The sequence below is a fragment of the Paenibacillus sp. OK003 genome (assembly GCF_900109515.1).
Lineage (GTDB): Bacteria > Bacillota > Bacilli > Paenibacillales > Paenibacillaceae > Paenibacillus > Paenibacillus marchantiae.
The window spans coordinates 23,606-35,976 of record NZ_FOBD01000033.1; the positions used below are offsets into that span (position 1 = coordinate 23,606).

The following is a 12,371-nucleotide window of genomic DNA, read 5'->3' on the forward strand; positions in this document are numbered from 1 at the left end:
TCATCCCTTAATGGCACCAATCATTACGCCTTTAACAAAATATCTTTGCAGGAAAGGATAAAGCAGGAGCACCGGTATATTGGCAACGACGAGTACAGCATATTTGATGCCTTCCACTTCCCTTTGCTGCTTAATCGCAGACTCGGTTGACATTTTGACCATATCGTTCGTCTGGCCTTGAATCAGAATTTCCCGCAAAATGAGTTGAAGTGGAAACTTGTCCTTGTCTGACAGATACAACATTGCGTTAAAGAAGGCGTTCCAGTGCCCAACAGCATAGAACAGAATCGTCACCGCTATAATGGGCATGGATAATGGCAGGATAATCCGGGTTAACGTTTGAATATTAGAGCAACCATCAATCGTCGCCGCCTCATGCAACTCATTTGGAATCGATTGCTGGAAGAATGTCCGCATAATGATGATGTTCCAGATCGAAACGGCATTTGGAATGATCATGACCCAAAATGTGTTTAACATGCCAAGGTTTTTGATTAGCATATAGGTTGGAATTAATCCGCCACTGAAGAACATCGTGAAAACAAACAGGGCCATGATAGCATTGCGGCCTATAAAATCCTTTCGAGATAGCGGATATGCCGCCAGAATCGTCATAACGAGATTAATCAGCGTCCCCACTGACGTATAAATCAGTGTATTGGTATAACCTCTGAGGATATCTTTGTTCTGAAAAATCTTCTCGTAAGAATGGAAATTGATTCCCTTAGGCCATAGGAACATTTCACCACGCAGGACGGCCTGCGGATCACTGAACGAAGCACTTAACACAAAAACAAGCGGGTAAATAACAATGAGCGTAATTATAATTAACAAAAAATGGTTAATCATATTAAAAATACGATCTCCTCTAGATTCAACAAGCATGCATCAGCAACTCCCTTACCATAGGCTCGTTTCACTCATTCGTTTTGAGATCTGGTTAACAGTGACTAATAAGATGAAATTGATTATGGAGTTAAACAGACCAATCGCCGCCGAGAAGCTGTATTCAGCATCTTGTATCCCGCTCCGGTAAACGTAGGTAGAGATAATGTCCGAGGTTTCTAAATTCAGCGTGTTCTGCATCAGCAGGACTTTCTCGAAACCAATACCCATGATGCTTCCAATATTTAAAATGAACAAAATGATAATGGTCGGCATAATACTTGGTATATTAATATGCCATATCCGCTGCAACCGGGTTGCCCCATCCACACGCGCTGCTTCATGAAGCTGAGAGTCCACACCAGCTAATGCCGCCAAATAAATAATCGAGCTCCAGCCCATGGTCTGCCATACATCCGACATCACAAATAAGGTCTTGAACCAGGATGGCTCAGACATGAAATTAATGGGATTACCGCCAAACATACCAATGAAGTGATTAATGATTCCGTATCGCGGCGATAAAAACATCATCATCATGCCTACGACCACGACAGTTGATAGGAAGTGCGGCGCATAGGTAATGGTCTGAACAAATTTTTTAAACTTTTCCGCCCTTACCTCATTCATCAGAAGCGCCAAAAGGATAGGGACTGGAAAACCTACCGCCAAGCTGTACAACCCAAGTCCAAGCGTATTTTTAATTAATCTCCAGAAGAAATAACTGTGAAAAAAACGTTCAAAATGTTCAAAACCGACCCAGGGACTTCCCCAGATTCCCTTCGTTGCAATGAAATCCTTAAACGCGATTTGAATGCCATACATCGGCAAGTACTGAAAGACAAGGTAATAAGCAACAACTGGCGAGATTAACAAATAAAGCTGCCAATTTCGTAAAATCGGGTTCCACTTTTGACGTCTTCTTCTCTTCTTTTCATGTACTGCATTCATTGCAGGTTGTACAGTTGTATTGGCCATGAACATCCCCCCTGGAATTGTCACTACAATTCTGCCTGGCAAAATGTCTTTGTGTTAAACCACCAGCGTCCTTACGCTGCTCGAAGCAGTTCCCACCCTTCTTTTTTTGATTTCTGATCTTCTTTGATTTCTTAGATTTGATTTACAGTACTTATATGTTAGAAGTTGTTACACAAAGTGAGTGAATAACGTTAATAGATGAGTTTATCATCTAACGCAAGGGGATTTATTTTTGGATGTATATTTGGATATATATTTGGTTTATTGCGGTACTAGTTTGGAATACATTTTATGTAAATGGGTAGGTATAAGCTTGGATAATAGGTTATAAGAGTTTTAGAGGATTCTTGTTTATTTTATATAAACATTGATTTAAAGGGGATAAAAGCGTAATCATTAATTTATTTCACGATATAATCATAGCTGCTGGGTAAATCCAAAAACACAAAAAAATAACGCCAAACGCTTAATTTCATACATCATAATATAGCCCATAGACGGATGTCAAACATTTTTTTTGGATTTATTTGGATTCCTTTTGGCTAAAAAAACAAGAAAAACCCACGCGGATGCATTCCTCCGTAGGTTTTATGAAAGTTATCTGGATTTGTATGTAATATAAGATCACACAACTAACTAGTCATTTGTACGATTTGTACGATCATAAACAGATGATTCCCTCACAATAAGGGTGCTGGGCAACAACACTTTATGGAGAGTTGAATAACGTCCTTCCAGATAATCGTTAATTAATTGTGCTGCCACTTTGCCGATTTCATATTTTGGAACTTGCACGGACGTCAGAGGTGGTGTTGTATACTGCGCCATAGAGATATTATCCATGCCCACGAATGCGATATCTTGAGGAATACGGCCATTTTGTTCAACCACTGCCCGCATCGCAGGAATAGCGAGCATATCACTTGCACAAAAAATGGCCGTCGGCCAATCAGACTTGGGCGTCTCGGTCAGGAGATCCGTCAGTCTGCTGTAGCTGAGATTCACATTCCAGTTGGTGTTGATAATCCAATGTTCATTCAGATTCAGGTTTGCTTCCAGCATGGCAAATTTATAACCGACATACCTTTCTTCGCTCTCTATTTGTTCCGAATATGCGGGGCCACCGATAAACCCAATCCGGGTATGGCCTTGCTCGATCAAATGACGGACTGCTGTGCGAGCAGAAAATATTCGGTCACAGTCAACGACCGGTACAGTAAGCCTTTCGTCATTGAGACTTACACCCAATACAGTGATATTCTCTTGCTCAAGCAGCTCAAACAATTTTTCATCGTACCAGCTGATTGCGACTATACCTTGAGTACCCGTTTCCTGAAGCATCACCTTTATCCGTTCGGTGTCACCAAGTTCTTCGCAAGTGCGGACAATGGCTGGAGGCAGCCCCAGTTCCGTCATTTTAACGTGAAAACCAGTCAGTACCTGTGAAAAGTACGGATGATCATCCATCAAAATCTGTGGCACGATACAAGCTATCCGTTTGGCTGAGGTATTCTCTTTGCCAATGGATTTGGAGGATTCATCCAAATTGTATCCCAACTCAAGAGCAGCTTCCCTAATTTTTCGCTTTGTCCCTTCATTGACCGGTCGGTTGGTATCATTGCTGATCGCACGCGAAACCGTTGATATGGATACGCCTACACGTTCTGCGATATCTTTTAATTTTGGCATTACAGCACCCCCCTTGCTCTATTCATTTGGAGCCAAAATTCATGTTTAACAATGATCATATCATAATATTGTAATATTTTGGCGTCAATTAAACAAGCTGCGATAAGAGTCCTGCTATAATATCAACACGCGAATTTTTGCCACTCTACCTACCTCCAAAGTAATTTGAAATTTTTTTATTATTCTTTGCGGCTATTACATATAACGTTACTATATCCACGACGCCCCACCGACTTAAGCCACGATAGGGGCGACTGCGATGTGGTTAGTCGGTGCGGATGTGTCCGCCTGATTCCACTTCCCTGCCAATTCCCTTCGGGCTGACCGAGGGGCGTCAGGACCCGAAGTTTGGATATCATGTTATCTGACGTAAACCTCTACTGTGCATTAGCTATAATCTTCTTTGTTAAGTTAAACTCATGACGGCATTCATAGTAATAACTTTTGAGTTTATATCCCCCAGCTTTAAATACACGCTTATGTTGATACCACACTACAATTAGCGTTCCTTCAAAAAGGATTCTACGAAGGATATAAACTATTCTGTTAAAGAGAACGCTTCTATTTTGAGCAAATTGTTGAAGTGTTTCGGATTGAAACTGAACATGTTTCTCCTCATCACTTAAAATCTGATTACATAAATTGATTAATACTTCTGACTTTGTAGACTTTTTCAACGCTTTATAGTACAACTTAGCAATGATCTCAGCAGTTAATAGAACAATGACTGATTGCTCTAGACTCGCATATCGACGTAATCTTCTAAATACATTGTCCACCCAATGTCTACGAAGGAGTGGGATTCCCTGTAACTTCATAAATTTGCCTAGATCTCTAGCGTGCCTCTGTTCTTCTTTAATGAATTCTATAAGTGCTTCATAGTAATCCTGATCTTGTGTCTGATGTACATATTCTTGCGCACGTTTAATTAGATATTTACCTTCAGAGTTTTCTCCTAATTGAAACTGTTGAATTGACTTAATGATTATTTCTCTTTCATTAGTTGTTAATTTATAGTTGTCATCCCAATGAATATATTTGAGGTTTTGATTATTTCTACGATAATATTGCACCCATTTCGAGAAAGTGATATTCATTATTTGCTCCTAAAATGTAATAGTTTTATGTCAGATAATGTTCGTGTGTTCACGACGTCCAACTCCTTTAAGCCCGAATGACGGCCGCGATGTGGTAGGGAGTTGGAGGTGTCCGGCTGATTCCACTTCCCTGCTGCTGCCAAATTCTTCGTATCACTTCAAAACCTTTATCTGTTCTGTAATATAGAATCCTTCTTGGAAAATCAAACAATTTAATTGCATCCCATATGCGCATCCGCCATCGATTCCTATCTTGTCATCACTAAACCAAATATCCGATGTGCCATGGATGTCTATTGTTTTTGTATGCCCAAAAATAATTTTTTTGTTTAGATCAAATCTAGCTCGAATAAATTCATCCCTAATAAACATAAAGTCATGTTCAGGCTGGTTCTTCCAATCAATAAAATTGGGATTCAAACCGGCGTGAACATAAATGTGATCTTTGTCTTCGTGATAAAAAGGTAGTTTACTTATATAGTCAATGTGATGATAATAATGAGTTTTTATAAATTCTATCGCCTGGTTCAGGATCTCATCAGATATTTCTTCATTATTTATATCACAATAACTTTGGAGCGTTTGTTTCCCTCCGTGTTCTAGAAACTTTGATCTTACCGTTACGCTATCACTGTTTATCAAATCAACTAATCGTTGGTCATGATTACCTCGTAAGGCAATTGCGTTATGATTCATTACTAGTTGGATTACTTTATCAACTACTTCTTTACTGTTAGGCCCTCTATCTACATAATCACCTAGCAAAATCAACTTATCCTTAGTAGAGTTGTATTCGGTAAGTTGCAATATCTGATCTAACTGATCGATACATCCATGAATATCGCTAATCATAATTGTACGCTTCATAGAATCTCCTATTTTATCAATGTTTTTAGTTCTTGGGGATTTCAGCTAACGTTCCTGTATTCATGAACCCCAAAGGAGTTGTCTGCTGAAATGCTTCTCCGAATCCCTTCTCGAAGACCAAGGCCATCGGAGCCACTGCTTGAATATTATGTTATAAGATGTCGAGGTCCCCCTTGAGCTACTTACAAAATGCTCTTTTTTCGTACTCAGTTGCTTTTGTTCTTAACTATTATTCTGGTACTTCAACGTATTCCGATAGTCTAGATTTCAATATCTCTATTAATTCTTCATCCATATATTCATAATCATCTGATATATTTAAGCATACCAAACGTTTGTTTATTAGTTTATTTGAGAATTTATCTTTAAGTCTTCTTACATGTTTTTTCTCCATTACAAAAATCATTTCTGCCCATCCAACGTGTCCTTCAGTGACTCTAATTCTAGCTCCCTCTTCTGTTCCAGCAGATCGCACTTGATATCCATTGTATCCATCAAAAATCTTCTCTGCTGTTAAGCTCCGCCATTTGTTTTGACTACAAATAAATAGTAATTTAATGCTTCGTCACCTATCTCATATCTATTTTTTTGTGTTATTATAGCACCTGAATTTAAGCAATTATCCCGATTTCTTATAACTTTTTGTATTGACGACGTCCTGGCCCCTTAGAGTCGCTGCTTATAGTTGTGAGGCTTGCCGAACACCTAATGCAGTGACGTCCCGACGGGCTTAGGGGGCTGAATGGTCATTCGCTTCTCAGAGTGACCCCGATCGTCAATATTTTGTTAGCCAAATTAATTTCTCGACGAAGCCATTGCATTTAAGGCGTTCTCAAAATAGCTATATACTTCATCTGCAATTCCCAGAAACTCTTCAACAAGTACATTACTATCCAAGTAACAAGCATACAGATAATCAATTAAAGCGGAGTCAATCTCACAATAGTTTAATATGGCATTCTTCATCTTAATCATGTCATCTTGCCATACCCCTGTATCTTCTAAAACCAAAGAGTATAATGCACGAATTAATCTCTTAGAGTAACCTTTAATATATCTAGTTTTCATTGTGTGATCACTAGCATTAGAAAGTAAACGATGTATACGATCTACTTCCTCCTTGGTCTCTGTATTTAAGTCTAAAATGAACTCTGGAGAAATCATAATCGGAGGTACTTTTTCACCAATGTCATCACCATATAGGCAAACACAAATGATCTTAACCCAAAAACCCCACTCATTCGGTTTACTTAATACATCGTCAATCGAGCAAATGGTCGTATCAATCTTCGTTACGACTGGATATTCCTCCAAAAGCCTGTCTTTAATAATTGACAGTCTTTCGTAATCAATATCTTCGGGATTTGCACATACAATAGTAAAGTCTGCATCTGACTTAAAAGGTTGAGCCGTTCCTTTTGGAATCGAGCCACACATATAAATGCTATGAATCTTACCTTTAAATTCGGTAAGGATCTGATCTACATACTTATCAACCAAATCCTTATATTCACTTTGTATTACAATTCTATTTATAACTTTTTCTAATATCATATAGACTCCTCCTGAACTAAGAACTTCTTTCGGCTAACGTTCAGGTATTCACGAACCCTGCGAGGCTTAAGCCTCGCAGGGTTGTCTGCCTGAATCCTCTTCCTCGAAATCCCTCTGGCAGACCAAGGGGCATCAGTTCCGCAGCGTGGATACGGTGTTATGAGATGGACTGACCTTTTTTGATATACCTACTCTGCTATACTTATCTCTATTTTTTTATTGTATGCTTTTATTGATACTTGCCCACCAATAGGGAAAGTAATTTGTGGGGATGTATGACCAAAATCCACATCAGCAATTACTGGGATTTTATCTAATTCTCTTTTCGAGTTTATTATTTTTATAAGTAGTTCCTTATTCATATTTGCGGATTTTTGAAATCTTCCTAAAACTATTCCCCTAACCTCGCCAAACGAAGGTTGATGAATAAGAGATTGTAAATCTCTATCAAAAGTTTGAGGATATGCCTCATAATCATCTTCTAAAAATAGTATAGAATTTACTAAACTCGGCATATATTCAGTGCCATGTAATAGATTGAATGTACACTGATTCCCACCTATAATAGTGCCCTCTGCTTCTCCATCATTAATCACATACGGTCCTTCATTATTGATGAAAGATCGGTTTTCTTGATCCAAAAACCATAAATCATCACTCCATTTTTCGGAGTGGGTAATATTAACCGTTTCATCCCAAATCATCATTTTCTTAAAATACTCTATTGTATACTCATTGCCATGAAGCATAGCGAAGGTAGAGAAGTGCGGTCCAGAATAGGTGATTAATCCAGTCTTTGCATATATTGCATTACTCAACGCAGTTATATCAGAATAACCACAAATACGTTTTGGATTAGCTTTAATTATTGAATAGTCAATATGTCTTAGTAATTGGTTACAGTTATAGCCACCAATTGTAGTTAATATCCCTTTGACATTAGGATCTAAAAACGCATCATGCAGGTCATCTAATCTTGATCTGATTGATGAAGAGACAAATTCATCAGATTCTAAAGCGTGTTGAGAATAAGAGATTTTAAACCCTAATTCTTCTAGTCTCTTTTCTGCTAGTAATCTCTGTTCAATTGCTATCATTGACAGACTTCTAGAAGGTGATATTATACGTATTTCATCACCAGCTACTAATTTTGGTGCTTTCATAATTACATTACACTCCTTTATTAGTTCTTGTCAGTCTTTCTCATAACGTTCAGGTAGCAAGTTGTCACATGAATTCACTCCCCTGACAAAAGCATCACAGTGACCAAGGCGTATCCGCGGCATGAATATTATGTTATCAGAAGTGACAACTACATTGAATTACTTTTATTATCTTCTATTATTTAATTCTCTTTAAGATATATGTATTAATTTGCAGGGTATCATCATTAACATAGACTGGGTGGACCGATTCAGAACTATCACCAATTATTGATATATAATTGTATCCATCTTGATAATCCAACTCATAACCACCTGTAATTGTTGGAAATTCAATTGATCCGTCTCCAAGTATTGTTATTACGTTATCCTCTTCAAATTGCTCTGCAATTCTCAAACCTTCATATATTCTAATCATTCCATGTGTTGAAGTGAATTTTTCTAGATTAACATGTTCGCTTGTTACTTTCCATTCACCAATTATTTGATCTATTGCAATTTGTTTTTCAGAACATCCTATTAATAATAGAAAAAATATCATTGCTTTACTCACAAATATTAATTTTACTTTCACAAATTCACACCTCGTTTTTTTAAAATTGTAATTTCTGATAACATTCCTGTATTCACGACTCAGCGTATGCTGAGTGTCCGGCGACTGCCGGGCCAAAGACGTATGTCCGCAGCGTGAATATTATGTTATCTGATGCTGGCACTTCTTCGAAATAACCCTGTATATCTTTAATTTCTTTCTTTCACAAGGTCTTCCCATTCTTCTATTGATAAATTATTGGATATATTCTTCAAGTTTTCAGGTACACTCACAAAACACATTAATTCTAAACTATTCCCATCTGGATCATTGAAGTAGACTGAAGCATTTCCTTGGTTAGGTCTAACAAATGGATCTATTGAATCTCTCTTCCCAAATGGAACAGGCTCTATTTCAATCGTTTGAAACCATTTCACACTCTCTCGAAGATCTTCATAACTCACTCGAAATGCGATATGCCTTAATGATGGATGATAAGATGTTTTATGCTCTTCGCCCTGCCATAGCCCCACCCAACTCTTTTCTTTTTCAATCCAGAAGAAAGCTGTATCTTCATCTCTCCAAGCCATCTCTAATCCTAGCTTAGAGTAAAATTCAATGGATTGTTGTAAATTGCTCACGGGTAAATGTGCTTCATATAATCCAAGTATCATTTTTTTCTCCTTTCAATCTTGCAAGTTTCAGATAACGTTACTGTATTCATGACCCGAAGTATGTCGGGTGTCCGGAGAATGGCGGATCAAGGACAAATGTCCGCAGCATGAATATTCTGTTATACTCTGTCCCATCCTTCTTCGAGTCTTCCATCTTCTCTATTCGATGACTGTAAATACAATTTCTTCAGGTGGGTTTCGATCTTGCTTCGTATTGATTGTTTCCTTCTCCCCTATAAAATTAATGGTAAACGTCTGCTCTTGATTTGCATCTAATTCTAAAATTTCTTGTTTACGGTTTCCTATATATCCATTCAATCGTTCTTTTGTTAGTAAACCCTCATTAAAATCTTCTGAATAAACCCCTATCACCTTAAAGCTTTTGGAATCGTGACTACGATTTTGAATATGGATTTTCTCCGTTATTATCACTTCATTAGTTTTGGTGATCTTGAATTCACTATGATAACTTTCTGCTTTTATATAGGTTAAGGATGACTGATTTTCGTCGCCTCTTGCGATCAGGATGACTCCCACCGCTATTGTGGCTAGGCTCAATATCATAAAAATCTTTGTTGTGTTTCTCATTTTGTAGTCCTCTATATTTATGTCTTGGGATTGCGTATAACGTTTCCGTGTTCACGACGTCCGACGTAGTCGGATGTGTCCCGGCATTAACATCTCCGATCTCTCTTCCGGGACTGAGGCAGCTTGTCTGCCGATGCGCGAAAACATTGTTATAGAATGTCAGCACCTGCCTTGATTTAGCCCTCTAAAATCATTTATTATCTACGTTCATCTATTATCCAGGAGAATTTACTTGCTATTGCATTTGCAATTTCTAAGATTGATTCTTCTATTTCTATATTAATCTCTTGGGGTATATCTATTTCTATTAAGTTAATCTCTTCTATTCTATCTAAATTATAAAAAGCATAACTCCCTTTAGAATCAGCTAAAAGACCAGTAGCTATTATCAATTCATTATTAATCGATTTTGAAAATTTCAATCTACTTATTTTATTAAACTCTAATGTTTTAATGAAGAATTTCTCAATTTCAATTGTTTTTATTTTCTTTATATATTTCTCATCAGAATAAATCATTAAATAATCATATAAAAGAAAATCAGACATATAATCACCTGTTCTTTCATGAAATTAAAGAAAGTTAGAGTGTTTTGGGTTACTATGATTCTTTGAATGTGATTGCACTGATTTCCTATAACGTTCCTGTATTCATGAACCCCGGAGGGGTTGTCTGCTGAAATGCTTCCCTGAAATTCTTCTCGCAGACCAAGGCTCCAACGGAGCCGCTGCTTGAATACTTTGTTATACGACGGGCCTCTGTTTACACACTATTCTCTTTAATTCTCTAGTCTCATGTTTGCATAATAGGGTTTAAATCCTGCCCTATCCCAAAATCGTTTCCCTTCGGGGTTCGTTTCTAATACATCTATTTCAATTCTCTTTACGTCCTTAAATCGCGTATTCCTCAATAGATCTATTCCGGCAATTCCATAGCCCATTTTTCGATATTCTCGTCTTATAAAATATTGTCTTATATACACTCCTTTTTCTGTCCAGTTAATTGAATCCTCTTGATATTGATATAGTGTGTAGCCAATTTTTTTTTCTTCTTTCATAATCAAATCGATTTCCCAAGCGTTTTCGAAAAATTCAGACATTCGTTTCTCCAGTTCATTTATTCCCATTGGGTTGGAACTTTTCTCATCTTCGATTAACTGCTTATTCATTTCAGCTAAAATTTGAAGATCCTCGTTCCTCGCACTTTGTAATCTAAGACTCACGTTTCTTTCACCTCGTAGCACTTCATAGTTTGCTCTTCATCTTCTACTCGCTTCGGTCTGTCGTATAACGTTCCTGTATTCACGACCCGTCGTATGTCGGGTGTCAGGCGTATGCCGGACCAAAGACGAATGTCCGCAGCGTGAATCATTATGTTATACGAAGATTCAGACGCCTTTGACTACACTTAAACTTCTTTATTGCCCTTCTCCTCTATTCTACGTACAATTAAAAGTAAAGAATCAAAGGAGGAAAGGATATGAAATGGTCTGAGGCTAGAGTTCAGTTTCCTGATCGTTGGGTTCTTGTTGAAGCAATTTCAGCCTACTCAGCTAATAACATGCGTAATATTGAAGAATTCTCTGTCATTAATGATTATAAAGATACTAAGCTTGCTTGGGATGCTTACAAAAAACATCATTCTTCTGAACCTTCACGTGAGTACTATATCTTTCACACCGCCAATGAGAACATCGAAGTTCAAGAACAAGAATTCATTGGAATTAGAGGTCTTCGATGAAAATAAGATTAGTTAATGGCCTTCCTATTATTGAAGTTTTATTCACTTATCAAAATCAATCTGTCTTGCTTCCCAATGTATTATTGGATACAGGATGTGCAACTACCATCTTTGATATTGATTTAATCGAACCTACTGGCCTAACCATTGATCCTATACAAGGTCGTGCTGTTCGAATGTATGGAATTGGAGGTCAAAGTGAACTTTCATTTCAACAGCCCGTTCACTCGTTGACCTTAAACCACCATATATTAAATGATTTCGTCATTCAGCTTGGACAAACAAAAGAACCTTATGGTTTTGATGGAATCTTAGGTGTTGATTTTTTATCGACTTTGCAATTGAATATCGATTTTAAAGATATGGTAGTTAGGAAATCCTAACTGCTTTTTTCTTTTCAAGAATTTTCGTATAACGTTTCTGTATTCACGACCCAGCCCATGCTGGGTGTCCGGCGAATGCCGGACCAAGGACGTATGTCCGCAGCGTGAATATTATGTTAGACGAATTAGACTGTAGGCTCACATACTAAGAGCCTCCCTCATAAATTGGTTTGGAAATTTTTTTAGCTTTACTAAGGGAGTCGCGTTGTTCATTTTATTTA

15 protein-coding genes are annotated in these 12,371 nt (G+C 37.6%); 2 read left to right on the forward strand and 13 right to left on the reverse strand.

The features are described 5' to 3' along the window. The 13 genes from BMW94_RS29530 to BMW94_RS29590 form a co-directional block, all read right to left on the reverse strand. Nucleotides 1-885 (reverse strand): carbohydrate ABC transporter permease, encoded by an 885-nt coding sequence (locus BMW94_RS29530; protein WP_091002177.1) that lies wholly within the window; start codon nucleotides 883-885, stop codon nucleotides 1-3. Between the two features lie 15 nt (nucleotides 886-900). Then, entirely contained in the window at nucleotides 901-1,863 is a 963-nt protein-coding gene (locus tag BMW94_RS29535; protein ID WP_091002178.1) for an ABC transporter permease, read from the reverse strand. Nucleotides 1,864-2,499: 636 nt separating this feature from the next. Next, a complete protein-coding gene (locus BMW94_RS29540; RefSeq protein ID WP_091002179.1) occupies nucleotides 2,500-3,552 on the reverse strand; it encodes a LacI family DNA-binding transcriptional regulator in 1,053 nt (350 codons plus the stop codon). 377 nt (nucleotides 3,553-3,929) lie between these two features. After that, nucleotides 3,930-4,649 carry a ferritin-like domain-containing protein gene (locus BMW94_RS29545; RefSeq protein WP_091002180.1) on the reverse strand — a complete coding sequence of 240 codons (720 nt, stop codon included), beginning with the start codon at nucleotides 4,647-4,649 and terminating at the stop codon, nucleotides 3,930-3,932. Nucleotides 4,650-4,802: 153 nt separating this feature from the next. Beyond that, a complete protein-coding gene (locus tag BMW94_RS29550) occupies nucleotides 4,803-5,516 on the reverse strand; it encodes a metallophosphoesterase family protein (protein WP_091002181.1) in 714 nt (237 codons plus the stop codon). Between the two features lie 229 nt (nucleotides 5,517-5,745). After that, on the reverse strand, nucleotides 5,746-6,075 hold the full coding sequence (locus tag BMW94_RS29555; RefSeq protein WP_091002182.1) for a low molecular weight protein tyrosine phosphatase family protein: 330 nt from the start codon (nucleotides 6,073-6,075) through the stop codon (nucleotides 5,746-5,748). Nucleotides 6,076-6,311: 236 nt separating this feature from the next. Beyond that, nucleotides 6,312-7,070, reverse strand: coding sequence for a nucleotidyltransferase domain-containing protein (locus BMW94_RS29560; protein WP_091002183.1), 759 nt, complete (start codon nucleotides 7,068-7,070; stop codon nucleotides 6,312-6,314). 188 nt (nucleotides 7,071-7,258) lie between these two features. Then, nucleotides 7,259-8,233: a S66 family peptidase gene (locus BMW94_RS29565; protein WP_091002184.1), complete on the reverse strand. Its 975-nt coding sequence runs from the start codon at nucleotides 8,231-8,233 to the stop codon at nucleotides 7,259-7,261. A gap of 178 nt (nucleotides 8,234-8,411) precedes the next feature. Further along, a complete protein-coding gene (locus tag BMW94_RS29570; protein WP_091002185.1) occupies nucleotides 8,412-8,807 on the reverse strand; it encodes a hypothetical protein in 396 nt (131 codons plus the stop codon). Nucleotides 8,808-8,974: 167 nt separating this feature from the next. Further along, entirely contained in the window at nucleotides 8,975-9,439 is a 465-nt protein-coding gene (locus tag BMW94_RS29575; protein ID WP_091002186.1) for a VOC family protein, read from the reverse strand. Nucleotides 9,440-9,598: 159 nt separating this feature from the next. After that, nucleotides 9,599-10,027 (reverse strand): hypothetical protein, encoded by a 429-nt coding sequence (locus BMW94_RS29580; RefSeq protein WP_091002187.1) that lies wholly within the window; start codon nucleotides 10,025-10,027, stop codon nucleotides 9,599-9,601. A gap of 197 nt (nucleotides 10,028-10,224) precedes the next feature. Further along, entirely contained in the window at nucleotides 10,225-10,575 is a 351-nt protein-coding gene (locus BMW94_RS29585) for a hypothetical protein (RefSeq protein WP_091002188.1), read from the reverse strand. 230 nt (nucleotides 10,576-10,805) lie between these two features. Next, nucleotides 10,806-11,249 carry a GNAT family N-acetyltransferase gene (locus tag BMW94_RS29590; protein ID WP_091002189.1) on the reverse strand — a complete coding sequence of 148 codons (444 nt, stop codon included), beginning with the start codon at nucleotides 11,247-11,249 and terminating at the stop codon, nucleotides 10,806-10,808. 257 nt (nucleotides 11,250-11,506) lie between these two features. Between BMW94_RS29590 and BMW94_RS29595 the strand changes: the two genes are divergently transcribed. Together BMW94_RS29595 and BMW94_RS29600 are read left to right on the forward strand one after the other, a co-directional pair. Further along, nucleotides 11,507-11,767, forward strand: coding sequence for a hypothetical protein (locus tag BMW94_RS29595; RefSeq protein ID WP_091002190.1), 261 nt, complete (start codon nucleotides 11,507-11,509; stop codon nucleotides 11,765-11,767). Continuing rightward, nucleotides 11,764-12,150 (forward strand): pepsin/retropepsin-like aspartic protease family protein, encoded by a 387-nt coding sequence (locus BMW94_RS29600; RefSeq protein WP_091002191.1) that lies wholly within the window; start codon nucleotides 11,764-11,766, stop codon nucleotides 12,148-12,150. Before BMW94_RS29595 ends, BMW94_RS29600 begins: the two co-directional genes overlap by 4 nt. Nucleotides 12,151-12,371: the final 221 nt, after the last annotated feature.

Excerpts from the sequence above, each read along its gene's own strand:
- BMW94_RS29595 (WP_091002190.1), top strand. The coding sequence starts at position 11,507 with ATGAAATGGTCTGAGGCTAGAGTTCAGTTTCCTGATCGTTGGGTTCTT.
- BMW94_RS29575 (WP_091002186.1), bottom strand. The coding sequence starts at position 9,439 with ATGATACTTGGATTATATGAAGCACATTTACCCGTGAGCAATTTACAA.
- BMW94_RS29535 (WP_091002178.1), bottom strand. The coding sequence starts at position 1,863 with ATGGCCAATACAACTGTACAACCTGCAATGAATGCAGTACATGAAAAG.
- BMW94_RS29600 (WP_091002191.1), top strand. The coding sequence starts at position 11,764 with ATGAAAATAAGATTAGTTAATGGCCTTCCTATTATTGAAGTTTTATTC.
- BMW94_RS29550 (WP_091002181.1), bottom strand. The coding sequence starts at position 5,516 with ATGAAGCGTACAATTATGATTAGCGATATTCATGGATGTATCGATCAG.
- BMW94_RS29580 (WP_091002187.1), bottom strand. The coding sequence starts at position 10,027 with ATGAGAAACACAACAAAGATTTTTATGATATTGAGCCTAGCCACAATA.
- BMW94_RS29585 (WP_091002188.1), bottom strand. The coding sequence starts at position 10,575 with ATGTCTGATTTTCTTTTATATGATTATTTAATGATTTATTCTGATGAG.
- BMW94_RS29540 (WP_091002179.1), bottom strand. The coding sequence starts at position 3,552 with ATGCCAAAATTAAAAGATATCGCAGAACGTGTAGGCGTATCCATATCA.
- BMW94_RS29560 (WP_091002183.1), bottom strand. The coding sequence starts at position 7,070 with ATGATATTAGAAAAAGTTATAAATAGAATTGTAATACAAAGTGAATAT.
- BMW94_RS29565 (WP_091002184.1), bottom strand. The coding sequence starts at position 8,233 with ATGAAAGCACCAAAATTAGTAGCTGGTGATGAAATACGTATAATATCA.
- BMW94_RS29545 (WP_091002180.1), bottom strand. The coding sequence starts at position 4,649 with ATGAATATCACTTTCTCGAAATGGGTGCAATATTATCGTAGAAATAAT.
- BMW94_RS29530 (WP_091002177.1), bottom strand. The coding sequence starts at position 885 with ATGCTTGTTGAATCTAGAGGAGATCGTATTTTTAATATGATTAACCAT.